This is a genomic window from Haloarcula sp. CBA1131, assembly GCF_008728975.1.
GTDB classification, from domain to species: domain Archaea; phylum Halobacteriota; class Halobacteria; order Halobacteriales; family Haloarculaceae; genus Haloarcula; species Haloarcula hispanica.
Genome location: NZ_RPCY01000002.1, coordinates 118,631 through 142,943, shown reverse-complemented (window position 1 = coordinate 142,943; position 24,313 = coordinate 118,631). Strand labels below are relative to the sequence as shown.

At 61.6% G+C, this 24,313-nt stretch carries 20 protein-coding genes and 3 pseudogenes; 17 read left to right on the top strand and 6 right to left on the bottom strand.

Going from position 1 to position 24,313, the window contains the following annotated elements; all coding sequences use genetic code 11:
- The first annotated feature begins 63 nt into the window (after positions 1 to 63).
- Positions 64 to 1,098 carry an LLM class flavin-dependent oxidoreductase gene (locus Har1131_RS16050; RefSeq protein ID WP_151147431.1) on the top strand — a complete coding sequence of 345 codons (1,035 nt, stop codon included), beginning with the start codon at positions 64 to 66 and terminating at the stop codon, positions 1,096 to 1,098.
- A gap of 48 nt (positions 1,099 to 1,146) precedes the next feature.
- Here Har1131_RS16050 and thrC read toward each other — a convergent pair whose 3' ends face one another.
- Positions 1,147 to 2,406, bottom strand: coding sequence for a threonine synthase (gene thrC, locus Har1131_RS16045; protein WP_151104088.1), 1,260 nt, complete (start codon positions 2,404 to 2,406; stop codon positions 1,147 to 1,149).
- Positions 2,407 to 2,566: 160 nt separating this feature from the next.
- Positions 2,567 to 3,910 carry a dihydroorotase family protein gene (locus Har1131_RS16040; RefSeq protein ID WP_151104089.1) on the bottom strand — a complete coding sequence of 448 codons (1,344 nt, stop codon included), beginning with the start codon at positions 3,908 to 3,910 and terminating at the stop codon, positions 2,567 to 2,569.
- Positions 3,911 to 4,052: 142 nt separating this feature from the next.
- Between Har1131_RS16040 and Har1131_RS16035 the strand changes: the two genes are divergently transcribed.
- The 3 genes from Har1131_RS16035 to Har1131_RS16025 all read left to right on the top strand — a co-directional run bounded on the left by Har1131_RS16035 (position 4,053) and on the right by Har1131_RS16025 (position 7,508).
- Positions 4,053 to 5,351 (top strand): amidohydrolase family protein, encoded by a 1,299-nt coding sequence (locus Har1131_RS16035; protein WP_151147428.1) that lies wholly within the window; start codon positions 4,053 to 4,055, stop codon positions 5,349 to 5,351.
- A 294-nt stretch (positions 5,352 to 5,645) separates the two neighbouring features.
- On the top strand, positions 5,646 to 6,572 hold the full coding sequence (locus Har1131_RS16030; protein ID WP_014031275.1) for a hypothetical protein: 927 nt from the start codon (positions 5,646 to 5,648) through the stop codon (positions 6,570 to 6,572).
- An 87-nt stretch (positions 6,573 to 6,659) separates the two neighbouring features.
- Positions 6,660 to 7,508: a hypothetical protein gene (locus tag Har1131_RS16025; RefSeq protein ID WP_014031274.1), complete on the top strand. Its 849-nt coding sequence runs from the start codon at positions 6,660 to 6,662 to the stop codon at positions 7,506 to 7,508.
- 214 nt (positions 7,509 to 7,722) lie between these two features.
- Here Har1131_RS16025 and Har1131_RS16020 read toward each other — a convergent pair whose 3' ends face one another.
- Positions 7,723 to 8,493: a hypothetical protein gene (locus tag Har1131_RS16020; RefSeq protein ID WP_146417873.1), complete on the bottom strand. Its 771-nt coding sequence runs from the start codon at positions 8,491 to 8,493 to the stop codon at positions 7,723 to 7,725.
- A 92-nt stretch (positions 8,494 to 8,585) separates the two neighbouring features.
- Between Har1131_RS16020 and Har1131_RS16015 the strand changes: the two genes are divergently transcribed.
- Positions 8,586 to 8,816, top strand: coding sequence for a hypothetical protein (locus Har1131_RS16015; RefSeq protein ID WP_079980859.1), 231 nt, complete (start codon positions 8,586 to 8,588; stop codon positions 8,814 to 8,816).
- 68 nt (positions 8,817 to 8,884) lie between these two features.
- On the opposite strand, the pseudogene Har1131_RS16010 reads toward Har1131_RS16015, so the two are convergent.
- Positions 8,885 to 10,719, bottom strand: a pseudogene (locus tag Har1131_RS16010) (bacteriohemerythrin).
- Positions 10,720 to 10,821: 102 nt separating this feature from the next.
- Between Har1131_RS16010 and Har1131_RS16005 the strand changes: the two are divergent.
- The 10 genes and pseudogenes from Har1131_RS16005 to Har1131_RS15960 all read left to right on the top strand — a co-directional run bounded on the left by Har1131_RS16005 (position 10,822) and on the right by Har1131_RS15960 (position 20,337).
- On the top strand, positions 10,822 to 11,256 hold the full coding sequence (locus tag Har1131_RS16005) for a pyridoxamine 5'-phosphate oxidase family protein (protein WP_050006953.1): 435 nt from the start codon (positions 10,822 to 10,824) through the stop codon (positions 11,254 to 11,256).
- Positions 11,257 to 11,410: 154 nt separating this feature from the next.
- Positions 11,411 to 11,689 (top strand): SHOCT domain-containing protein, encoded by a 279-nt coding sequence (locus tag Har1131_RS16000; RefSeq protein ID WP_023843015.1) that lies wholly within the window; start codon positions 11,411 to 11,413, stop codon positions 11,687 to 11,689.
- A gap of 134 nt (positions 11,690 to 11,823) precedes the next feature.
- Positions 11,824 to 12,441 carry a bifunctional 2-polyprenyl-6-hydroxyphenol methylase/3-demethylubiquinol 3-O-methyltransferase UbiG gene (locus Har1131_RS15995; RefSeq protein ID WP_014031268.1) on the top strand — a complete coding sequence of 206 codons (618 nt, stop codon included), beginning with the start codon at positions 11,824 to 11,826 and terminating at the stop codon, positions 12,439 to 12,441.
- A 125-nt stretch (positions 12,442 to 12,566) separates the two neighbouring features.
- Positions 12,567 to 12,836 carry a hypothetical protein gene (locus Har1131_RS15990; RefSeq protein WP_005532887.1) on the top strand — a complete coding sequence of 90 codons (270 nt, stop codon included), beginning with the start codon at positions 12,567 to 12,569 and terminating at the stop codon, positions 12,834 to 12,836.
- 276 nt (positions 12,837 to 13,112) lie between these two features.
- Positions 13,113 to 14,102 carry a DMT family transporter gene (locus tag Har1131_RS15985; RefSeq protein WP_064289027.1) on the top strand — a complete coding sequence of 330 codons (990 nt, stop codon included), beginning with the start codon at positions 13,113 to 13,115 and terminating at the stop codon, positions 14,100 to 14,102.
- A 133-nt stretch (positions 14,103 to 14,235) separates the two neighbouring features.
- Positions 14,236 to 15,696 carry a carotenoid oxygenase family protein gene (locus tag Har1131_RS15980; protein ID WP_151147425.1) on the top strand — a complete coding sequence of 487 codons (1,461 nt, stop codon included), beginning with the start codon at positions 14,236 to 14,238 and terminating at the stop codon, positions 15,694 to 15,696.
- A gap of 267 nt (positions 15,697 to 15,963) precedes the next feature.
- Positions 15,964 to 16,943 (top strand): annotated as a pseudogene (locus tag Har1131_RS15975) (NAD(P)/FAD-dependent oxidoreductase).
- Positions 16,943 to 18,057 (top strand): annotated as a pseudogene (locus Har1131_RS15970) (FecCD family ABC transporter permease). Before Har1131_RS15975 ends, Har1131_RS15970 begins: the two co-directional pseudogenes overlap by 1 nt.
- Positions 18,057 to 18,989 (top strand): ABC transporter ATP-binding protein, encoded by a 933-nt coding sequence (locus Har1131_RS15965; protein ID WP_151104097.1) that lies wholly within the window; start codon positions 18,057 to 18,059, stop codon positions 18,987 to 18,989. Before Har1131_RS15970 ends, Har1131_RS15965 begins: the two are co-directional and overlap by 1 nt.
- 136 nt (positions 18,990 to 19,125) lie before the next feature.
- Complete coding sequence (locus Har1131_RS15960) at positions 19,126 to 20,337, top strand: ABC transporter substrate-binding protein (RefSeq protein WP_151147422.1); 1,212 nt, start codon at positions 19,126 to 19,128, stop codon at positions 20,335 to 20,337.
- 478 nt (positions 20,338 to 20,815) lie between these two features.
- Here the strand turns inward: Har1131_RS15960 and Har1131_RS15955 are convergent, their stop codons facing one another.
- Positions 20,816 to 21,856, bottom strand: a complete 1,041-nt coding sequence (locus Har1131_RS15955; protein ID WP_014031261.1) for a zinc-dependent alcohol dehydrogenase family protein — start codon at positions 21,854 to 21,856, stop codon at positions 20,816 to 20,818.
- A gap of 113 nt (positions 21,857 to 21,969) precedes the next feature.
- Between Har1131_RS15955 and Har1131_RS15950 the strand changes: the two genes are divergently transcribed.
- Complete coding sequence (locus tag Har1131_RS15950) at positions 21,970 to 22,548, top strand: FAD-dependent oxidoreductase (RefSeq protein WP_044952838.1); 579 nt, start codon at positions 21,970 to 21,972, stop codon at positions 22,546 to 22,548.
- 219 nt (positions 22,549 to 22,767) lie between these two features.
- A complete protein-coding gene (locus Har1131_RS15945; protein WP_050038422.1) occupies positions 22,768 to 23,337 on the top strand; it encodes a hypothetical protein in 570 nt (189 codons plus the stop codon).
- Positions 23,338 to 23,427: 90 nt separating this feature from the next.
- Here Har1131_RS15945 and Har1131_RS15940 read toward each other — a convergent pair whose 3' ends face one another.
- Positions 23,428 to 24,168, bottom strand: coding sequence for a ThuA domain-containing protein (locus Har1131_RS15940; protein WP_044952836.1), 741 nt, complete (start codon positions 24,166 to 24,168; stop codon positions 23,428 to 23,430).
- Between the last annotated feature and the right edge of the window lie 145 nt (positions 24,169 to 24,313).

The following is a 24,313-nucleotide window of genomic DNA, read 5'->3' as shown; positions in this document are numbered from 1 at the left end:
CTGCCACAGACCGTGTGTGTTGCCAAATCTATTTATCGGCATTCGAAGAATTCAGGATGTCTCATGAGCGCCAATCAGGTCTTCGAGAGAGGCGACCGTGTCGGGATCTACTTGCAGGACAAACACTCGCTGGAAGCGAACGTGGAACTCGTGCAGTACGCGGAGGAACAGGGGATCGACGAGATCTGGCAGGCCGAATCGCGGCTGGCACGCGACGCCGTGTCCCCGCTCGGCGCGTACGCCGCGGTCACCGACGATATCAAACTTGGGACGGGTGTCATCAACAACTGGACGCGCAACGCGGCGCTGATCGCGCAGTCGATGAGCACGCTCGAAGAACTCGCCGGTCCGGACCGCATCATGTGCGGTATCGGGGCCTGGTGGGACCCACTGGCTGAGAAAGTCGGCATCGACCGCAGCGGCGCACTGCGGGCGATGCGGGAGTGCGTCGAGGTGACACAGGATTTGCTGGACATGGAGAATGTCACCTACGACGGGGAGTTCGTCCAGATGCGCGACGTGGAACTGGACGTGGTCCACGGCGACGACGGGCCGCGGACCGTCCCGGTCTACGTCGGCGGAACCGGGTTCAAAATGCTGGAACTCACCGGCCACTTCGCCGACGGCGCGCTGCTGAACTACCTCGTCAGCCCGGAGTACAACGAGAAGGCCCTCGACGCACTGAAGACCGGGGCGGAACGTGGCGACCGTTCGCTCGACGACATCGACCGGCCCCAGTTAGTCGTCTGTTCGATGGACCATGACCAGGAGAAGGCCCTGGACAACGCCCGCGAACTCATCACGCAGTATCTCGGACAACAGCCCCACATTATGAAAGCCAGCGGTGTCAGCCAGGACCTCATCGACGAGGTGGGCGAAACTATCGGCGGGTGGCCGGCCGACAAGGACGACATCAAAGAGGGGATGCACCTCATTCCGGACGACGTAGTTCACAAACTCACCGCCAGCGGGACGCCCGAACAGTGCCGAGAAAAAGTCCGGGAGTACGCGGAAACTGGCTGCCAGTGCCCGATTCTCTATCCGCTTGGCGAGGACCGGCGGTTGATGATCGACGAGTTCGCGGACGGCTACCTGTAGGTCGCTGGCCGCCGACTCGATAGGTGACGATATCCCTTTTCGGCCTGCTCAATCGTCGGCCGCGGCTTCCTCGGCCGTGCCGTACAGGCCTTCGACCTCCGCGATGTCGGGGTCGATTCGATCCACTTCACCGGTCGCCTTCTCGGCGCTTTTCGTGTCTTTTAGTCCGAAGCCAGTGGACACCACGACGACGGTTTCGTCCTGTTCGATGATCCCACGGTCGAGTGCGGTTCGGACGCCGGCGACGGGCGTCGCGCCCGCTGGCTCGGAGTAGATTCCCTCGGTGCTGCCAAGCAGTTTCTCTGCCGCCAGAATCTCGTCGTCGGAGACCAGCACGCTCGTTCCGCCGCTCTGTTCCAGCGCGCGGCAGGCCTTGAGCGTGTTCCGCGGCCGCCCGACCGCGATTGAGTCGGCCAGCGTTTCGGCGATATCGTCGATATCGTCGTGGTCGTGGAAGGCGTCGTGGATGGCCGACGCACCGTCGGCCTGGACGCCCAGCATCTGGGGGTGGTCGTCGACGTAGCCGAGGTCGTAGAACTCCTTGAACCCCTTCCAGGCCCCGGCGATCGTACAGCCGTCGCCCATCGAGAACACGACCCAGTCCGGGACGTGTCCGCGAGCAATCGACTGGTCGGCGAGTTCGTGGCCAACCGTCCGCTTGCCCTCGACCTGGAACGGATTGATGGCCGCGTTGCGGTTGTACCAGCCGTACTTCTCGGTCACTTCGACGCTGAGGTCGTAGGCTTCGTCGTAGCTGCCGTTGACAGCGAGGACGTCCGCACCGTAGACGAGTGGCTGCGCGAGCTTGCCTGTCGGAGCGTCACCGGGGACGAAGATTCGACAGTCCATCCCCCCGCGGGCGGCATAGCCCGACAGCGACGCGGCGGCGTTCCCGGTCGAGGCGCAGGTGATGATGTCTCGACCGGCGTGTTTGGCCTTCGTGACAGCGATAGCGCTGGCGCGGTCCTTGAAACACCCCGTCGGGTTCCGTCCGTCGTCTTTGACAAGCGTTTCGACCCCCAGGGCATCGCTGAGGTTCGGTGCGTCGAAGAGGTCGGTCCCGCCCTCGTTGAGCGTCACGACATCGGCGTCCGCTGCGACTGGCAGAAACGCCTCGTACTTCCACTGGCTCGATATCGGCCCGCCGAGGTCGCCATCGAACGCGTCGTCGATAGCATCGTAGTCGTATGTCACTTCGAGAATTCCCTTTACGCCCTCGTGTTCGGGACAGGTGTAGATGATCTGGTTCGGGTCGTACTCCACCCCGCAGAGTGTACACTCGAGGGTTGTGACTTGCGTCATGCCCATACTACTCCCTGAGTACAACTGGGTATAAAACCGTACTGCGGCTTTAGCTCGATTGTGAGGTGAACCTCCTCTGTCGTGGCTGACACATGTTCACACACGGCCAGCACACGCCACACATCCATTTGTGAACCATCTATCAGGTCAATGGAGACCAAAACCGCTACAGCGGGCGGTCCAAGAACTGGCCACGGCCCGCCGTTGACTGGACTTCGTGGTCCTTCGCGACGACCTCACCGCCGGCGACGACCGTATCTACGCGCGCGCTCCACTGCTGTCCCTCGTACGGCGTCCAGCCACCGACGAACGTGAGGCCGTCGGCGGTGACCTCGTACTCCTCGGTCCGGACGAGCATCACGTCCGCGTCCGTTCCGACTTGCAGTGAGCCTTTCTTGGGATAGATGCCAGCGTTCTGGGCCGGTGCCGCACACACGAGTTCACGTAGTCGCGGCCACGAAATCCGATCCTCGTGGACGCCCTCGCTGACGAGGAACTCGACCATCGTCTCGACGCCCGGGAGGCCGGCGTATGGCTCCCAGATGTCATCCCAGCCGACATCCCGAGTTTCGCGGTACGTCGGGAAGTGGTCCGTGCCGATGAGGTCGATCGTCCCGTCCTGAACCGCATCCCAGAGCCGCTCCCGCTCGGCGTCGGATTTGAGGCTAGGGTTGACTTTCAGGAACGGCCCGTGTTCAGCAACGTCTCCCTTCGAGAAGGCGAGATACTGCGGACAGGTTTCGAGCGTGACCGGAACGTTCGCTCGCGATTTGAAGCGGTCGCCCTCCCGCGCGCCGCTCCCGCTGGAGATGTGGACGACGTGCAGCGGACAGTCGGCGTACTCCGCGAAGTAGCCCGCCCGAGAAATCGCGTCTAGCTCGGCTTCGAGCGGCCGTGAGTCCATGTACACCTCGGGCTCGTCGCCGTCGATAGCCGACCGCGCGTCGTCGAGCAGTCCCTGCGTCTCACAGTGGACGCGAACTGTTCCCCCGGCATCGCCGACGCGCCGCATGAGCCGGGCGATGGACGCGTCGCCCGCCAGGTACGGGTCGGCGGTGAACGTCTTGAAATCCGCCGTTCCGGCGTCCATGATGCCGGCCACGTCGATGTCTGGCTCTTGGATATTACCTGCGACGAGGCCGAAATCGACGTGTGCGAGCGCCGAGCACGCCGCTGCTTTCTCCTGCATTGCTTCGGGAGTCGTGACGGGTGTCTGCGTCGGCAACTCGATGACCGTCGTCACTCCGCCGGCGACCGCACTCGCAGTCTGAGACGCGAAGTCGATTCCATCCGGAAACAGTTCGTCGTCGTGCATGTGGGTGTGCACGTCGATAGCGCCCGGGAGCGCGACCATGCCGTCCGCGTCGATGACGGTATCCGGGTCACTGGGAGTCGGGACCGACGACGCCGGACCAGCGGCGTCTATCGTTCCGTCGGAAATCGCAATCTCACCGTGCTGGATGCCCGACGCCGTCACCACCTGTGCGTCTTTGATGTGAACATCTGTCATGCCAGTACGGGCAGGGCGAACGACGAAAACAGTTAGTGTGTGAGACGCCACATCCGGCCCACACACGGCTTGTGAGAGAATGGCCGCTAAGGCCGTTCTGGGGCGGAGTAGCTTTTAGTCGGTTGCCGGTATCGCCCAACCTGTGATACTGAACGCAGGGACGCTCATCACGATGGACGGTGGGCGCACGGTCCGGTCGGAGGTACACGTCGTTGTCGAGGACGGTGAGATCGTCGCTATCGAGGACGGCTACGCGTCCGGTGCTGACGTGATCGACGCCACTGACGAGGTCGTCATCCCGGGACTGGTGAACTGCCACACTCACATGTACGCGCTCCCGATTCGCGGTGCGCCGCTCGCTGCCTCACCAGAGAGTTTCTACGAAGCGCTCGTCGATATCTGGTGGAACGTCGACGAGGCGTTTACCGAGCGTGACGCTCGCCTGTCCGCACTGGGGTCCTGTGCCGAGATGCTTCAGAGCGGCGTCACAACCTTCTGTGACAACTACTCCGGGCCGAACACACTGCCGGGCGGCCTCGACGCCGTCGCAGCGGGCGTCGAACAGACGCCGATCCGCGGGATGATCGCCTTCGAGACGACGGCCCGAAACTCCGAGTCCCAGGCCAGAGACGGCATCGCGGAGAATCAGCGATTCATCGACGAAACCGAGGAGCGGTACGACACCGTCTCCGGTCACTACTGCCTCCACACGCTGTTTACCAACACCGAGGACATCGTCGAGGAGTGTGTCGACCGGGCTACCGACCACGACCGCCCGATCCAGATACACCTCGAAGAGGGGCTGGTCGACGTTCACGAATCCATCGCCGACTACGGGAAACGACCGGTGCCAGCGCTCGAAGACATGGGCTTTTTCGACGCCGAAGTCATCGCCGCCCACTGCGTCCATTCCACCGAGTCCGAAATCGAAATCCTCGCCGAAAACGACGTCAACGTCGCACACAACCCATATTCCAACATCAACAACGCCGTCGGTATCGCTGACGTCGAAACGATGCAAGCCAACGAGATGACAATCGGACTCGGTGACGACGGGTGGGACCCGGATATGTTCGAGACCATGCGTTCGGCCGTCGGTATCCACAAACTCAAGCAGCGCAACCCGAGCGGCTTCGACATGGCGACTGCCCTCGAATGGGCGACAATCGGCAGCGCGGCAGTGCTGGGGATGGACGACGCTGTCGGTAGTATCGAGGTCGGCAAGCGTGGTGATTTCGTGACACTTGACCTGGGGCCGAACCCGGTGTTAGACGGGAGTGCACCCTACTACGTCGTCAGCGCTGCAAGCCGTGCGGACGTTACCCGGACGATTATCGATGGGGAGACTGTGTACGACCAGCAATCCGGCGTCACTGGAGTCGATGATTCGGACATGACCGCCGTCGGCGATGCGAGTGCAGAACTCTGGGAACGGTTGTAGGAGTTACCGGCTGTGAATGACACCTGTTCGACTGCCGCAAATATATACACTCTAAGGGTGTATATCCACTTCTTCTGCGAATTGCGGAGAGCCACCTTTTCGGGCACGAAAGAATAACACTCTTAGGGTGTAAAAAACGGACGATATCTCGATTTCACCGTAGATGTGCACATTCTGTACACACGGTATTTTGACTGTAGCATCGTTGATGGGCCGAATCTGTCTATTTCGTGTGCCATCGCAATTTTTTCCGGTTCCCGTATGTAATAGTGGGTCTGTGAGCGTGAATGTCACATGGTAGTTAGTGACGCCTTTGAGACTTTCACGCAGGTACTCGAATGCCTAGATTCGTCTGATACTGAGGTCAAATCGGTCTCAGTCAGGGGCCAGACGACAGCGGATAACGACGAAATCAGTGCTGACCTGACACTCGCGACGCCGGTATTCGGTGGTGTTTCGATACACGACGACGTATCTGTCGAGGCTGAGGGCTTCGATTTGACCGATAAGCGGGTTGAGATTGACGTGACGGTTACCGTCCCTGTCGGAACTGACATACCAGTACCATCAGACGATCAAGGGGGCACGTCCAATGAACTGGCAGAGACCCTCTCGCAGTCGGATTCCGTGCCAGCATACAAGGACCCCGAGGCACTTCAGGCGGCTTACGAGGCCTGCGATACGTTCCCGGAGATGACCGAAGCGCTTGACGCCGACGTGACTTCCGAAACTGTGCGCCGATATATGGTGGAGTATGATATCCACGACCCGACCGACACGACGCCACAGGCAGGCGGACTCAGCCTTGCGGACATGCAGACAGATTCGGATACCGACACCGACGCCAGCTCCCCGGTCGAGTCGGACCCTTCTGAGGACAGGGTGGCCGACAACAGCCAACCCGAAGAACCGGACGGACTGGGGGCCAGATCTGTCGCCGACCTGCTCGCTGAGGCGGACTCACAGGACAGCGACGACAATCTCGTCGCGGATGGAATCGGTATCTCTCAGGACGTGACTGTGGCCGACCTCGCACAGACTGTTACCCAGTCCACCTCACTGGACGAGGTGACCCAGCGTCTCGATTTGAGCCAGACACACGCCCGGAGATTACTGTCGGAACTGGACCTCCTCGACCTCGTCACCCATCGGCTGGCAGCTACCCAGATACGTGTCTCGAACGCCGAAATCAAGCGGCGTATCACTGCTGCCAGTCGGTAACTGATCTCTACGTGGTGGTTGTGCGCGAAGATTAACCTTCATTATAAAAGGAAAATGTTTTTGTAGCCCGGTTTGAATGTGTGATAAATGGCAACTATACGCGTACGAGATTGGACGAAAGAACAGATAGAGAAGATACGTGATACGGAGTCTCACTCCTCGCACGATTCGGTTATCAAGTCGCTGCTGAAAGACCGAAAGCTGGCCAAATACGCGGACGATGCCGCAGAGGCCGTTCCGGAGTCGGAGTCCGACTCCCTGACGAACGATCCCGACACCGCGTTTGATGACCTGACTGTGCTCGGCGAGTTGTCCGGTGCAGACAACGGGGTGTTGTTTCTCTGGTGTCCCAGTTGCGGGAACGAACTGGCGCACTTGACTGCGGATAACCCACTCGGCCTGTCCGTGTTCGAGATCGAATGCCAGCGCTGTCTCACCCATCTCGACCGACACGCCATCGTTGCCATCGAAATCGGCTATCCCATCGAGCAGAAGCTGGTCGAGGACTGTCTGCAAGACGATCTCAAGGACTGCGTCGTCGACTACTGGGACCGGACACTCGACTCGGCCGCCGTGGGAGCGCTCGACGACGATCTCGACCCGGCGCACCTCGTCTGGCAGTTCGACCAGTATCTCCGGCAGTTCTCGTGGGAGTGGCCTGTGGATGTCCCTGTTGTCGGTTTTGCCACGGGAGAGACCTATCGTAACACCACCACCGACGAGTACCTCGAAGTTATCGAACCAGTCTCGGAGAACCGGAACGCGATGGACTCGTTCAAGATACGGCGGTACGCCGGCGACCCGGATACCCACGACGGTGAGACGGAAATTCTCGACAGCACTGCTGTCGTCGATCACATCGTTAATCGGCGACTACTGCTCGAAGCACGCACCGACTCGGCGTCACTGCCCGAGTCGACCGAACCGACAACGTGACCAGTGGGCTCAGCCTGTCTGGACCTCTTCTCTCTAATCCTCTATTCTTACTAGACTGAGTAACTCCGGATCTGCCTGTAATAGAGGTACTGCTGTCAAATCGGATAACGCAGACTTCAGATGGCTTTTTATAGGACACTTTTAATATTGAAAAGTCGAAATACGGATACACAATACCGACATTTTGACCTATTCTGGAAACAGATGCTGTGTATTAGTTTGTCTCGGCCGTCGGACGGGAACACCGTAGACAGACGACACTCTCTGCGACCCAGTTCACATCTGTCGAGCCACAGTGCGGGCAGCGGTGGTGGTCAGTGTCGTACTCTGTCGTCCCGCGAGGGGCGGCAAGGAATCCGTCGGTAATCACTTGCTGGACGAGGCTGGGGAACCGTTGCCGTTTGACGACGGCCCGCTGTGCGAGGAACCTGCCGGGCTCGTCCGGGTCCGTGCCGTGGAGGTCTTCCCAGGGAAGAGCGATTTCGCCGTTGGCAGGGCCACGAGCGACTTGCTGGATGAGGGTCGCAGCGGCCTCGAACAGCGGCGTCGTCCCCCACGCTTGCGGGTTGTCGACAGCACTGCCAGCGTCCTTGTAGGCCGATTCAGCTTCGCGGTACGCCGCCTCGACATCGTCGAGTCCTGCGACTGTTCGGAAGTCTCCGACGAACTCCTTGAGGCAGGCGTGCTGAACGGGGTGTTCGAGCCCGTTGGTCAAATCCTTGGCCACGGCGACTCCCTCAACGCCGCGGCGGGTGGCGCGCGTGTCCGCTCCGGCGACGCGGTAGCAGACCGCGCTCGTCGCGAGGTACTGGAGACCGTCACCGACCCATCCCTTCTCGTCGGCACTGAACGGCTCGATGCCTTCCCGCGGGTCCGAAAGAACACGCCACCCGGCCCGCGTGTACTCGTCACCAGCGCGACGGTAATCCCGGTCAGCGATGGCGGCGACTGCTGCCGCTCGGTGTCCCGCGTCCTGTGTGCGCATAGCGTCACTACGGCGTACGGCCTCACAGGCTTTCGCACCCAACAAATCGGTATCACATCGCTGGCTGGCTGACTGGTCCGCTGTTCGTCTGGATGCTTCTCACCAGCGAAGGGCTCGTGGGCGGGCAGTCGATACTGGCAACAGTGGTCGCCGCTGCTGTCCTCTATATCCTGATGGTCGGCTTCTTCGTTTTCGTCGTGCTCCCGCGGTCCCGACTGCCGTCGGCTCGAATAGCGGCTATCCGACGCGACTGGGCGATTTCGGCGGCTGCGTACCTACTCGTTCTCCTGCCACTCGTCGCACTCGGGTCTCGGCTCGTCTGACCCGACTCGAACCACGACCTTGCTCGACTGTACGGTAAACAGGGCTGTTCACCGCTCACCCGATATGCTCACTCGGCGAGCGACAGTTCCCCGTTTGGCCCCACCTCACCGACTTCGCCGGTGTGATACCAGTCGTCCCGGAGCGTCTGTGCGCCAGTCTGGTCGCCGTCGAGGAACCCACCGAGGACAGTCGGGCCACGGACCAGTATCTCCCTGCTTTCCGAGACAGCGATTTCCACGCCCGGCATTGGGTCGCCGATTGACTCCTCAACGAAGGACGCAGCCGGATTCAGCGCGCCGACACCGGTTGTTCCGACGGAGCCGTATAGTTCGCATATCGGAACGCCCAGCCCCGGAAGAAGTACAGCAGATGATCGTCCAGCCGGCCTGTCCCGGAGAGGGCGTAGGTGAGGTTTGATAACCCTGTCTCTCGTCGCAACGGCTTGTAGACGAGTCGCTTGGCGGCCCTGTACTTCAGCGGTGTTCCCCGCCCCTCGACGATACCCTGCCCGTAGGATGCCACTCGACCGCCGACCTTCCGCTTCATCCAGCCCATGTCGCCGAGACGGTCCTGTATCGTCCCGTAGAGCTGCTGGTACATCTTCGGGACCCCGACGAGCACGTCGGGCTTGACGGCCGCGAGCTGTTCCACGAACTCCTCGGCCTCAAGGTAGGCGACGGCGCTCCCGGTCGCCCAGAGGTAGTACGTCGCGACACGTTGATAGATGTGTGCCAGCGGGAGCGAACACGTCCCGGTCGCGCCGGGGCCGGTGGGAAGCCCCTCCCGGAGACTCTCTGCTGCCGCCAGTAGATTCCGGTGTGTCAGCGCGCAGCCGGCCTTCTCCGCAGGGGCTGCCACGTCGAACGCGACTGTCGCAACCTCGTCACCGTCAGTCTGCAGGCCGGGGAGCACTCTCGCCTCAGCAGTCGGTAGCGCCTCGAAGTCGAGCACGGTTTCGACGGCCATCGAGAGATCCCCGGCCTCGTCTCCCGCTGCCACGAGTCCGGTCGCGCCGGTCCGCTCGATGATCTGGGCTGCTCGGTCGTTGCTCGCAGACGGGTAGAGTGCGACCGGGACGAGTCCGGCGAAATGACAGGCCAGGTCGAGCACGGACCACTCGTACTGGGACTGGGCTCTGATGGCCAGTCGATCCCCGGGACGCAGTTCCGTCGAGAGGAGCCCGCCCGCGACCGCCTTCGCCCGCTCGGCCATCTCCTCGAAACTCCGCTCGACGAACTCGCCGTCATCCCGGACGAGCGCCGCGGTCCGGTCCCCGTGGTCCGAAACGATGTCTTCGAACCAGGCCGCGACCGACCCCTCCGGAACCGAAAGCGAGCCACCGTCGTAGACGTCGCTGTCGAGGCGCACGCCGGCGTCTTCGGGCTGCCGGTCAACTGGCACGGGGTCCTCCGACGCTGTTCGGTCCTGATACAACTGTCCGGGTTCGTACTCGTAGTCGTCGCTGACTTCGCTCTGGAAGTAGTCAGCGTAGTTCTGGTCCTCGTCGCCGGCGGCGATATGCGCATCGAGCCAGTCCCGGGCGACTGTCAGGACCTCCATCGTGACGTACTCCCCGTTCTCGTGTTTCTCGCGGAGCTCTTGTACTTTTCCAGCGAACTCCTCGTGCATTTCGCGGTGATTGTAGAAACAGTCGCTGCAGTCCATGGCGTAGCCACAGTTCTGCATGAACTCCTCTTCGTCACCGAAATGGTACTCCGTGTAGCGTTCGAGTTCCCGGAGGATGTCACCGACTTCCTCCTCGGAGTGGCCCTCGTTCATCGCCGTATGGAGGTCGTTCAGCAGCCCGAACAGGCGCTTGTGCTGCTCATCGAACCGTTCGATATTTGTGCTGTACCGTTCTTCGTCCCACTCGGCAAACTCCCCCGTCGAGTCTGTGCCCATACCTGTTCTGTTACCCATTATTTGAAAAGTAACTCTCACGTTCCCATCGAGTGAAAATGCGGTCTGCATCCCAAGTAGTTTCCAGTTAACATCGCAGTCGGGATGCGAGAATTACGTGACGAAACGGTTGTCGACGTCCTCACTGACAACGGAATCGGCGTGCTGGCACTGTCCAGCCCGACGGAGACGGCTCCGTATCCGGTCCCGGTCGCCTTCGGGTACGACCCGGCGACCGATAGCCTGGCGTTTCACCTTTCAGAGAGCGACGAGAGCCAGAAACACCGCTATCTGACGGCTGACGCCACCGTCGGGTTCACCGTGTACGAAGAGACAGAACCCAAATCCGTGTGGCGAAGCGTCGTGGTTACGGGTGAGCTGGTAGAGGCGACATATGACGAGGTAGAGCCAGCCCTCGCCTCGCTGGCCAGCAACACACAGTTCGCCCCGAATCCAGTCAGCTGGGACGACACATCGACGACGACGCCGTACGAACTCCGAATCGACGACTGGTACGGACGAGAATTCCGAGTCGGGTGAAACTGGTGTCGCGACCCACGGACACCACCGGTTACAGACCTCCCTCTCAGCGCTGTATTCACTGCTGTTCGGCCCGCTTCGTGTTCTCAGCCTGTGGGAACTAACGCACGTAATTATGGCTTGAACCCCGTAGATACAAACAGAGGTGTACCAGATGCTACCGCCAACAACTGCGCTACTCCAGCACGGACCGATGGGACCCCACGGTGGGGCGACGGGCATGGGCATGGCCTCAGGCGGCTGGTGGCTGCTGCTCGCAGCGTTCATCATCGCTGTTGTGGCGATCGGTGTCCTGCTGTACGTGCAGTTACAGCGCGAGGCGACCGCTGAACCGGATTCACTCGAGACCCTCAAACAGCAGTACGCGTCGGGCGAGATCGACGAGGCGGAGCTTGAAACACGGGCCGACCGGTTGCTCCAGCACGAGTCATAGGCCACGACACTGGCAGTTTCATCATCTGTCCGTCTGGTGGGACACTCATCCGTGACTTATGACTCCCTGACTGCGTCCGCGGCCCGCCTGACACACTTCGTGGTACATTTATTCCGCAACGGTGTACGGTGGGTATGGACCCGGACGACGTTCGCGACGACTGGGCCTCCCGCTCCGGGAAGTTCTCGCCGGCGTACTACGCTGAACTCGGACCGAACGAAGTGAGTGAGACGCTGGTCAACGTGCTCGACCACTACGTCCACGATGACGCCCGGATCATCGAACTGGGGTGTGGCTCGGGCCGCCATCTGGCACACCTCCAGACCAACGGGTACGGGAACCTCACTGGTATCGACATCAACGACGAATCCTTCGACGTGATGGCCGAACACTACCCTCGGCTCGCGGATTCGGGGACATTCCACACCGGAGCGCTTGAGGACATCGTTACCGAGTTCGAGGATGACGCCTTCGATGTCGTCTACTCGGTCGAGACGCTCCAGCACATTCACCCCGACGACGCGTGGGTGTTCGAGGAGATCGCTCGCATCGCAGGGGACCTCCTCGTAATCGCCGAAAACGAGGGCAACAGTCCCCAACGTGGACGCGAAGACACTGACGTGAGCTACGTCGACGACGACTTCCCGCTGTATCACCGCAACTGGAAGCAAGTATTTTCAGAACTAGGGTTCGCACAACTCATTCGGGAACCGACGTCTCGGGACACCATTCGCGTGTTCCGTGCGCCGTAGCCCGCACCGCTATGTATCACTTTTCGCCGGTTCTGTCGTCGGATCGCCACCCGCCGGTAACTTCAGGATCGATAACCGGGCAGCAACTATTTGTGTCACGGTATCATGCGTCAAGTTGGATCGCTATGCAACTGTGCCAAAACTGTCAGGCGGCTATCGACGAGTACCTCTTGGACAAACAACTCGAACCCCTGCGAGACCTCACAGTCGACGACTTCAATCTCTGTGCGGACTGCGTGACCGTCGTCGCGGACGCCTGTGTGGAGTGTGACGGCGCGGTGTACGTCCCCCGGTCCGAAACCGCTGTCCCCGACTGCTGTCCGGCGTGCCGGTCCGAGCACATCGACGAAACCGGGACTGACCCGGGCTGGCACTTCGACACGATGTCGACCTGACCTGGGTCATCAGCCGGGATGCCGATGTGGGCATCAGCCTTTTTTGACACAACTGACCGCGAACTGAGGACACGGTCGCACCTGAATACGAGTTCTGTGTTCCGTTCCCGAGTAGAACAATACGTCTCGGTACAAGTGACCGCAATTGTACTGTGGACACGCACTATCTGCCATAATTTCTGAACGTCGGATTCGCCGACAGAAGCCGTGTGTGTGCGTCACAGTGGCGATAGAAGCTTCATACTCCTCCAGCACATACGGTAGGTCTCTACTGGAATGACACGCTCGACACGACATATTGGCTTGCTGTTTGCTGCGCTCGCACTCATCTGGGGACTTTCCTTTGTGGCGATCAAAACTGGTCTCGAAGGCGTTCCGCCGGTGCTGCTGGCAGCTGTCCGACACGACATCGCTGCGGTTGTACTGCTCGGTTATGCTCTCTGGCGCGGCCGGTCACTGCGCCCACAGACCCGCGATGACTGGTCACTGATTCTCATCGGCGGCACCGTCCTCATCGGCGCACACTTCGCGCTCCTGTTTCTCGGACAGCAGTACGTCCCGAGTTCCTTCGGCGCGATCCTGCTTAGTCTCACGCCGGTTGTGACGCCAGCGTTCGCATCGACGCTGATACCGAGCTACAGGGCCCGTCCGCACGAACTCATCGGTACCGTCTGTGGATTCATCGGCGTGGTTATCATCGCAAATCCCACGCCGGGAGCGGTCGGCGGCCGACTGCTCGGCGTTGCCCTGCTCATCAGTTCGGCTGTGGCCTTCGCCGTCGGGGCAGTCCTGACCGAACGCTACACCAGTTCGCTCCCGCTTGTGAGTCTGCAGGCCTGGATGACCCTGCTCGGGGCGGGCATCCTGCACGCCGTCAGCGCGGGGCTGCCCTCGGAACGGCTCGGAACAGTCACAGTCGGGCTCGAACAGCTAGCGGCAATCGCGTACCTCGGCATCGTCGCCAGCGCGATTGGGTTCCTCCTTTACTTCCGGCTGATCAGCACAGTCGGGGCCGCTGAAACCAGCCTGGTCTCCTACGTGGTTCCGGCAGTGACGGCCATCAGCGGCTGGCTCCTGCTCGGTGAAACACTTGGCCCGGTTACCGTCGCCGGCTTCGCCGTCATCGTGGTCGGCTTCGCGTGGGTGAAAGCCGACGTGCTTCGGTCGTTACGCCGCCGTCACACTGGTTCGCCGCCCCATCGAACACAGACTCCACGGGACGATTGCGTCGTCGTCAGCGGAAACGCGTACTCGACGCAGGACTGATACGGATTGTTGGGGCGATGTTCCGGTATGCGCCGACCCCGAGATCAGCGCTACCCGGACATAATCTACAACAATCCGTATGTACTCCAGTCAGGGGCATCAGGACTTAGCCGCTGCCACCCGTTGCAACGGTATGGCTCCCCATCCCGGGTTCCACTCGCTACACGACGAAACAACGGCATCGATCCCCGTGACCGGTGGCCTCCCGGACTGGCTCCGTGGCAGTCTCATCCGGAACGGCCCCGGCGCGTTTTCCTTCCCAAATGGAAGCAGTGTCGACCACTGGTTCGACGGGTTCGCGATGCTGTACCGGTTCACCTTCGACCCGGATGGTGACGCCGTTCACTATCGGAACCGCTTCCTCCGAACGGATGCGTACGAAGCGGCGACGAGTGGCGAGTTCGAGGGCGGCTTCGCGACCGGCGAGACGACGCTTCGCTCGCGGCTGGCGACGTTTCTGACAGACCCCTACGACAACACGAACATCATCGCTGAGCGGTTCGGCCGCGAGTACGTCGCACTGACTGAATCGCCCCGGAAGGTGCGTTTCGACCCGAACACGCTCGAAACGACGGGTCACATCGAACACGACGACGGCGTCCCGACCGGCCAGCTCTCCTGTGCCCACGTCAAACGCGACCCGACGAGCGGCGTCCTCGTCAACGTCGACACGGCGTTCGGACGGACCAGCCAGTACCACGTCACTGCCATGACGCCGGACGGGACCCGGCGACACGTCGGGAGCGTCGACACCGACCAGCCGTCGTACATGCACAGCTTCGCGCTCACGCCCCGGTACGTCGTATTGACGGAATTTCCGCTTCGGCTCGACCCCCGACGGTTTCTCAAGCCCGGCCGACAGGCACCCTTCATCGAGCAGTTCGAGTGGGACCCCGACCGCGGGACCCGAATCGTCGTCATGGACAGGACTACCGGGACGGTCGTGGCGGAGCCGGTCATCGACGCCGTGTTCGGCTTCCACCACGTCAACGCGTTCGAACGAGCCGGCGGGAGAGAACTCGTGTTCGACCTCGAAACAGTACCCGACGCGACGACTATCGACTCGCTGTATCTGGACACCCTCCGTGCGGGCGAGATGGGCGCTATCGTCGGCCGCATCGAGCGGTTCACTGTGGACCTCGGTACCGGAAGCGGTGCCCCTCGCTACGGCGACGTCGACGCGGCGGTGTCACGCGAGATGTTGTACCCGGACGGCAGTGCGCTGCCGACCGTCTCACCGGCTCGCTGGTGTCGTCCGCACCGGTACGTGTACGCGATGGGGATGGATACTCCCGTCACCGAGTGGGCCCGTCGCGTCCTGAAACTCGACACGGACACGGGCGCTGTCGAGACGTTCGACGATGGCGGGGACTACTTCGGTGAGCCGGTGTTCGTCTCTGCACCGAACGGCGACGCCGAGGATGACGGTGTGGTGGTAGTCGTTGCGCTCGATGGGGACGCCGACCGGTCCCGGCTACTCGTCCTCGACGGTCAGACGTTTACGGAGCGCGCCCGGGCAACGCTCCCCCACGCCGCCCCGTTCGATTTCCACGGTCGATACTTCCCCGAACTCAGGGTGGCGGCCGACGACTGATACGGACGGTTGGAGATTATGTCTGGATAGCTTCGACCACTGGGTAGGAACGCACCGGTACATCGCTCCACCAATCCGTGTCAGGCTGCATCCATCTTGTCCCGGCAACGAATACGAACTGTTGACATGATGTTCGGCTTGCCTAAAATTCGAAAACGCTTTATCCATTTAGGCTGGCCTAAATAGTATGCTGAACGAATCGATTGACACCCCCGAACCGTCACACCGGCTGTCGGTGTCACGGACACTGGACGGAGCGTCGTGAACATGGTGGCAGTGGGGAACCGGACGGGGACGACGTTCGACCACGATGTCATCATCGTCGGGGGCGGTCCAGCCGGTTGTTCGGCGGGGTGTTCACGGCCAGAGCGGGCCTCGATACGGTCATCTACGACCGCGGCCGGTCGTCGCTCAAGCGCTGTGCCTACCTCGAAAACTACCTCGGTTTCCCGGCCGGTATCGACGTCGAGACGCTGTACGACCGCATTCAGGACCACGCCGAAACTGCCGGTTGTTCCATCGTCTCCGAGCTGGTCGAATCGCTCGACAGAACCGATGCCGGGGAGGGATTCGTCGTTGAAACGCAGGACGGGGAGACCGCCACGACTCAGCGGGTCATCGCGGCGACCCGCTACGACGGCGAGTATATGCGCGGTCTTGACGACGACGCAGCGATGTTCGAGACGTACGAACACGACGGCGAGGAACACGAAGCCTTCGACAACACGTACGCCGACGCCGACGGCACGACACCGGTTCCGGGTCTCTACGTTGCCTCACCGTCCGAGGCGGCGGACATGCAGGCGATCATTGCGGCCGGCCGGGGCGCACGGGTCGCACGTCGGGTGATCGCGGATACGAGAATCGACGACGGCTGGTGGGAGTCTGTCGCTGATGGAGTGGACTGGGTCCGACGGAGGGCTGAACTCGACGACGAATGGACCGAACGATCGACCTGGGTCGAATATTTCGACGACCGGTACGCCGAGGACGCCCCCGTCGAACCGGGGTCGGACCGCTTCCAGCGGGTCCGTGAGGCGGTCATCGACGAACGACGGTCGTCGTATATCTCGCCCGAGGAAATAGCCGACCGGACCGAAACAGGCCAGGAAACACTGGCGGGCTACTTGAGCCCCGAAGCGGTCGTTTCGGGGCTCGACCAGACCGCCGTTCTCGATGCAATAGATGACGAAACGATCCGGGACTACCTCGGCGCGAGCGACGGACGCGCGGAGGTGAGCGAGTAATGGCCAGCGAGACACGCGGAGCCACCGACGTGTTGTCACGGGCCAGGACCTGGCTCGACACTCTCGATGGGTCCCTGTTCGGGCTATGTGTCGCGAGCGTTGCCGTCGCCTTCGGGGCCGGGCTCCTGCAGGTGAGCTTCGGGGCGTATTCGATGACCATCCTCGAGGCGTGGCAGGCCGTGTTCGACCCGAAGGTGTGGTTCAGTGTTCAGGCGTGGCAGTCGTTTTTCTTCGGGGCCGAGCTTCCCGAACTGCCGAAACGGACGCTCATCGTGTGGAACATTCGGATGCCGCGGGTAATCGTCGCCGTGCTTGCGGGGATGTGTCTCGCCGTTTCCGGGGCGATATTCCAGGCCGTCACGAGAAACGAACTGGCGAGCCCGTTCATACTGGGCGTGAGTTCCGGGGCGGGGCTCACCGTACTGCTGACCCTCGTTCTGTTCAGCAGTCTCGCTCCGTTCCTCCCGCTGTTTGCCGCGGTCGGTGGCTCCATCGCGTTCCTGCTCGTGTACATGATCGCGTGGCAGGGCGGAACGAGCCCGGTCAGACTGGTCCTTGCTGGTGTCATCGTCAACATGGTGTTTACGTCCCTCCAGCGGGGCTGTTCTTCTTCGCTGACGATCTGGGCGTTGTCCAGTCAGCACTGGCCTGGATTACCGGTTCGCTCACGGGCGTCGGCTGGGAGGAGTTTCGCATCGCTGTCATCCCGACGCTGGCCGCGACGCTCCTCGCGCTGGCGGGCGCACGACAGCTGAACCTCCTCCTGCTCGGAGAAGAGACCGCGAGTTCGCTCGGGATGAGTGTCGAGCGGGTCCGGTTCATGCTGTCCGCGGTTGCCATTCTGGCGGCCAGTACGGCAATCTCCGTTGCGGGGATCATCGGGTTCTTCGGCCTCGTGGTCCCCCACATCGTCAGACTCATCGTCGGGAGCGACTACCGCCGGCTCCTCATCGGCTGCGTGTTCGTCGGTCCGGCGCTGATGGTCGTCGCGGACGTCGGTGCACGGCTGGCCCTGAGCCCCGCACAGGTTCCAGTCGGCGTCGTCACTGGCGTCGTCGGTGGGCCGTACTTCCTCTACCTGATGCGGCGACAGGAACAGATGGGTGAGATCTAATGTCACAGGACAACTCCAACTCGGACGGTATCGCTACGGTCAATGACACCGCTGCTGGGTCCCAGTCCAGTCACCGGGACCGGCCGCTGGTCGGCGACGATGTGGTGCTTTCGTACTCCGGGACGGATGAACCGGTCATCGACGGTGAATCGATCACCGCCGAACCCGGGGCCGTGACGGCGCTCGTCGGTCCGAACGGGTCGGGCAAGAGCACGCTGCTGAAAGGCCTTGCAAATCAGCTCGAACCGGAAGCCGGATCGGTGTTGCTGGACGGGCAAGACATCCAGACACTGGAGACCAAAGCGATCGCTCGGAAGCTCGGCCTGCTCTCCCAGGAGAGTACGTCGCCAAACAGCATCTCGGTCGAGGATCTGGTGTACCACGGTCGGTACCCACACCGGGGGTTCTTCGACAGTGTCACCGAGGAAGACGAGGCTGCCGTCGAGCGGGCAATTGACCTAGCCGGCTGTGGACATCTCCGTGAACGTGAAGTCGGTAGCCTCAGTGGTGGCCAGAAGCAACTCGCCTGGATCGCGATGGTCCTCGCACAGGACACCGACGTGCTGTTGCTCGATGAACCGACGACGTTCCTCGATCTCCACCACCAGCTTGAGGTGATGGAGATCATCGAAACACTCCGGGACGAGAGCGACATTACCATCGTGGTCGTCCTGCACGACATCGAGCAGGCGGCCCGTCTCGCCGACCGGATGGTCGCACTCAAAGACGGCGAGATACAGGCCCGGGGACGACCCGAGGCTGTCGTCACGGAACAACTCCTCGCGGACGTTTTCGAAATCGAGGCAGAGGTCTCGGCTACGCCACACGGGCCGCGCGTGAATCCAATCCGTGCCCGCCACGACGGCGACGAACGCACTGCTGGTGACGATAGTGCCGAACCGGATCGCGCCGAGGAGGTCGTGGCCGAATAGGGCCAGTAAGACCACCACGAAATCGCACTCTGGCCCACGGATTTTTCTCACGGATGTCGGGCTCTGCGCTTGATACTGGATTGTTCCGGGTTGGTGAACCGGAACATCTATATATTTTTTAGGCTAGCCTAAAACAATGGCTGACGACACCACTGACATCGAGTCACCGACGCGAAGAGAGTACGTCAAGTATGGGGGCACGGTTCTCAGTGCCGGGCTGCTTGCGGGATGCACCGGTAATGCCGAGCGGGGAACCGGCTCCGCGTCGACGGAGGCCGTGACGGAGACGGACACGACAACTGCAGACGGGTCGTACTCCGTGTCGATGTCCCCGATGGGAGCGGTGACCTTCGACTCGCCACCGGAGACCGTCTTCACGCGGCTCACGCACCACGCAGACATGGCGCTCGCCCTGGGTCGCGGGGACACTGTCACGGCAATGCACGCGCCGGACTATTACAGTGGGCTGTGGAACCAGTTCGTCGAACGATTGCCGGGCGTGTCGCTGGACTGGACCGGGCTGTACTCTTCGTGGAAACCGAGCAAAGAGAAACTGTACGAACTGGACAGCGATATCCACCTGGCAGACTCGGCCTGGATCGCCAAACAGGACAACTGGGACCGTGAGGACTTCGAAGAGATCGCCACCAACGTCTCGCCGTGGTTCGGCAACTCGCTGAGTGACCGACACGCCGAACCCCCGTCCGGATGGGGGGACTACGAGTACTACACTCTCTGGGAGCAGTTCAAACTCGTGGCTGAGGCGTTCCAAGAACAGGCCCGATACGAGGCGCTTGCGGCGGTTCACGACGAGATGCGCTCGACCATCGACGCGAACCTGCCGCCCGAGTCGGAGCGCCCGTCGGCGGTACTGCTCGCTGCGGCTGATCTCGACGAGATCTACGCCTATACCCTTGACAACCCCGGATTCCTGACCGCACACACCCGCCCGTTCGGAGCGCGGGATGCCTTCGAGGGCTCGGTCGAGACGAACTCCGTGGTCGACTTCGAGACGCTGCTTGCGGCGGACCCGGACGTCATCCTGCACCTCGGCGGGTTCGAGCCGAACACGAGCCTTCCGGAGCGACGGGAGGCGTTTAAATCCGACCCGGTCGGATCGGAAATCACGGCCGTACAGAACGACCGGATCTACCCCCAGGGAGCGAGATATCAGGGTCCGATACTGCATCTCTTCCAACTGGAGATGACCGCAAAGCAACTGTATCCCGAGCAGTTCGGCGAATGGCCGACGTACACTGAGGGGCCGTATCCCGAAATCCCGGCCGAGGAACAGTTATTCGACCGCAAGCGGGTCGCGGATATCATCAACGGTGGGTTCGAGGCCTGAGCGACAACGATACGGCAGCCGACGCACGGACACTCGGAGCATACTATCGAATAGGCCCATTGTGACAGAGACATCCCAGATATGGATGAATAGTCTACTATCGTAGTAACTATTGGCAGTATATATTGAATATAAGGGTATAGTGGCCTGTTTGTCCAGAAAGAATTTATACCTCCCTGTCATCATCTCACATATGTTAGTTCACGAAGGAAACACGCACTCTTACACCACCGGCTCCGACCGATACTGCCGTCACTGCAACGACGTTGCGTTAGCCTACGACCCGTCGGCTGACCGCCCTCGCTGTCGGTCGTGCGGAAAGCTAGTGTAGCAGCGTCTCTAGCCTTTAGCTGAACCGCCGCTGACCGCCAGTATCGGCCGATCCGAAGCCTGGTCCGTGGGAATTCTCCGAAACTAGTCGCGGAACGCGTAACGAGCTACCGGGTGGGTTGCCTGGCTGACTGCCAGTGCAGACCGACTACAGCTTGACGAGAACTTTGATCGCTTCGCGCTCGTCCATCGCCCGATACCCCTCGGGAACGCCGTCGAGGTCGACGGTTTTCGTGAAGATCGGTGACGGGTCGAGTGTGCCCTGCAGCACATCGGCCAGCAGTTCGTCGGCGTAGGCACGAACCGGTGCCACGCCGCCGTTGAGCGCGATGTTGTCGCCGAACAGTGAGAACACGTCCAGTCCGGAGTCGTCGACCCCATGCGGGACACCGACGTAGCCGACGGTCCCGCCCGGCCGACAGACGTCGATGGCGGTCTCCATCGCTGAGGCCGCACCGACACATTCCAGGACGTGGTTCGCACCGCCGTTGGTCAGATCGTCTGCCGCGTCCACGGCGTCCTGACCACGGGCGGCGATGGTCTCGGTCGCGCCGAACGACTCCGCGAGTTCGAGCCGGTCCTCGTGGTGGCCCATCGCGATGATACGTTCCGCGCCGAGACGGCGGGCCGCGAGTACGCCACACAGTCCGACAGCGCCGTCGCCGACCACGATACAGGAGTCTCCCTCGCTGACGCCGGCGCTGACTGCCGCGTGGTGCCCGGTCCCCATCACGTCCGTCAGCGGGAGAATCGCCTCTAGTGTGTCCTCGTCGTCGGCGTGGCGGTCGGGAACGCGGACGAGCGTCCCGTCGGCTTCCGTCGCTCTGACGTACTCGCCCTGGCCGCCGCCGTTGTCGCCGCCCCAGGAGTCGCCGTTGACACAGGACGTGTGCAGTCCCTTCCGGCAGAACTCACACCGCCCACAGCTGATGACGAACGGGGCGAACACCCGGTCGCCGGGCTCGACTGAGCGCACGTCGTCGCCGACTTCCTCGACGATACCCATCGGTTCGTGGCCGACGCGGGACCCTTCCTCTCGGTCGCTCTGACCGCGATAGAACCACAGGTCGGAACCACAGACAGCGGTGTGGGTCACACGGACAATCGCGTCGGTGGGCGATTCGATCTCCGGCCGCGGGACCTCTTCGACGGCAATCTCACCGGGGCCACGGTAGATGGCTGCGCGCATGTGATCGCTTCGGGGTGGCTGTGGAAAACCGTTCTCATGCCACTTCGGTACGTCACCTTCGCTGCTCGTATTGGATGACAACAATTACCAGTGGTGAGACAGAACTAGGCGGCATGACGGACGTTCTCGTCGTCGGCGGCGGCCCCGCCGGCCTGAGTGCGGCACTGTTCACACAGAAAAACGGCCTAGAAACGACAGTCTTCGACACTGACGGGACCTGGATGCACAAAGCACACCTGTTCAACTATCTCGGAGTAGGCTCTCAGGACGGGTCCGCGTTCATGGAGACTGCTCGTACACAAGTCGACAGCTTCGGCGTCGACCGAAAGCAGGGAACAGAGGTGACCGATGTGGGCCAAACCGACGCCGGATTCGAGGTCGCAACCGAGGATGACACGTACGAAGCATCCTATCTCATCCTCGCGACCGGGGCTAACCGCGACCTCGCTGAGACGCTGGGCTGTGACATGACTGCTGAAGACGTCGTCGACGTGGACGTGACGATGGAGACGAGTGTCGACGACGCCTACGCGACAGGTGGTATGGTCCGAGTCGAGGAGTGGCAGGCAGTCATCTCCGCCGGCGACGGCGCGGCGGCGGCCCTGAATATTCTCACGAAGGAGAAAGGGGAACACTTCCACGACTTCGATACGCCCGCCGACGCGGACGCGCTGTTTGGTCCCGAGGAGTAGATTCCGAAACGGCTCCGGACGTGTCTATCTCATTGCTAACCGCTGAATACCGTGTTACTGGTCACTGGCCGGCGAGTACGGACTGCATTCGGCGGTAAGCAAACTCGGACCGGATGAGGCTAAGCAAGTGCGTAATTTGTGGCACTGCCGCCTTTACTACGTCACTGCAGTCGGTTTGGGGTTCTGAAACCGACCGACAGCATTATCGACTGATTCACTATGGCATCACAGAGCCATGTGTTCTCTGTGAAGGAGTTCGAGTTCAACATCAGGTTCACTGCCGGTGCCGACCCGGTAATGGACCTGTTTCACGAGTACCCGACGCTACGACTCCGGAACGCCACATGTACCGTGACCGAAAACGCCATGTGGCGTATCGACCACGTAGACGGTCCCGCTGACGCCATCTCCACGTTCGATGAGGTGTTTCTCGACGACGACGGCTGTAACGAGTGTCTCGACGAGCACCGCTGTTCCGGGACGCGGGAGTACCAGGTTCTCGACCGCCGACCGACTGCCAGAACGGTATATACGTACCACACAGACACTGACCGGTGTCGTGCAGTACCCACTATCGTCACCGACCACATCGGGGATGGTGTCGTCTTCGAATCGGAACGCACTGGCAGTACGTATCGGTGGCGGGTGTTGTCGCCGGTCGAGACGTCGCTCGATCCGCTGTTTGATCATCTCGAATCAACACTCCGAACTGGGGTACAGCTCGATGTCGACCACCTAGGAGGCGCTGAACCATGGCGAGACAAGACACAGCCCGTGTTCCCACAGTGACTGTACAAGGTCCACGGCTGTGCGTATTCGTTGTAATAGGGTGTAAACACGACTCGATTGAATACGACGCCACTAAACCTGACGCCGAAATCAGTGGACCGACCGCTCGTCGCTTTCGTCGATGGCTTCAATCGGATCGGCGTTGCCAAACGATGGCTCCGGACCGTCCCCGGCCGCGGCCCACTCGCAAGCATTGGCGAGGACTTGTTGGATCGCTTCGTTGTGGTAAATCGGATAGGTCTCGTGGCCCGGCCGGAAATAGAAGATTCGGCCCGCCCCGCGGCGGTAGCAACACCCTGAACGGAACACCTCACCGCCCTCGAACCAGGAGTTGAACACGAGCGTATCCGGTGCCGGAATGTCGAACCGTTCCCCGTACATCTCGGTCTCCGGGAGTTCGATGTACTCGTCGACGCCGTCGGCGATGGGATGGCCCGGCTCGACGACCCACAATCGCTCGGTTTCGGCGGCTTCGCGCCATTTCAGACTGCAGGTCGTCCCCATCAGTTCGCGGAAGATCTTCGAGTAATGGCCCGAGTGGAGGACGATGAGCCCCATGCCGTCGAGGACCCGCTCTTTCACTCGGGAAACCACCTCGTCGTCGACCTGGTCGTGCGCGGCGTGGCCCCACCAGGTCAGAACGTCCGTTTCTGCCAGTACGTCCTCGGTAAGCCCGTGTTCGGGCTCCTGCAGCGTCGCGGTCTCCGTGTCGAATCCGCGCTCTTCCAGTGCCGAGGCGATAGTGCCGTGAATCCCGTCGGGGTACAGGTCCGCGACCGCTTCGTGTTCCTGCTCGTGGACGTATTCGTTCCAGACTGTAACGCGTGTCATACTCGTGGTTTCCACCTCCGCCGTAACGGCGTTGGCCAAGCGGCAATCCGTACGACAGGCGGACGCGATACGTTTTCGTCTCCGCTGGGTATTCGCCGGGAGACCCTCCAACACATCCATCTGCCTCAGAGACCGTCTTGTGTCG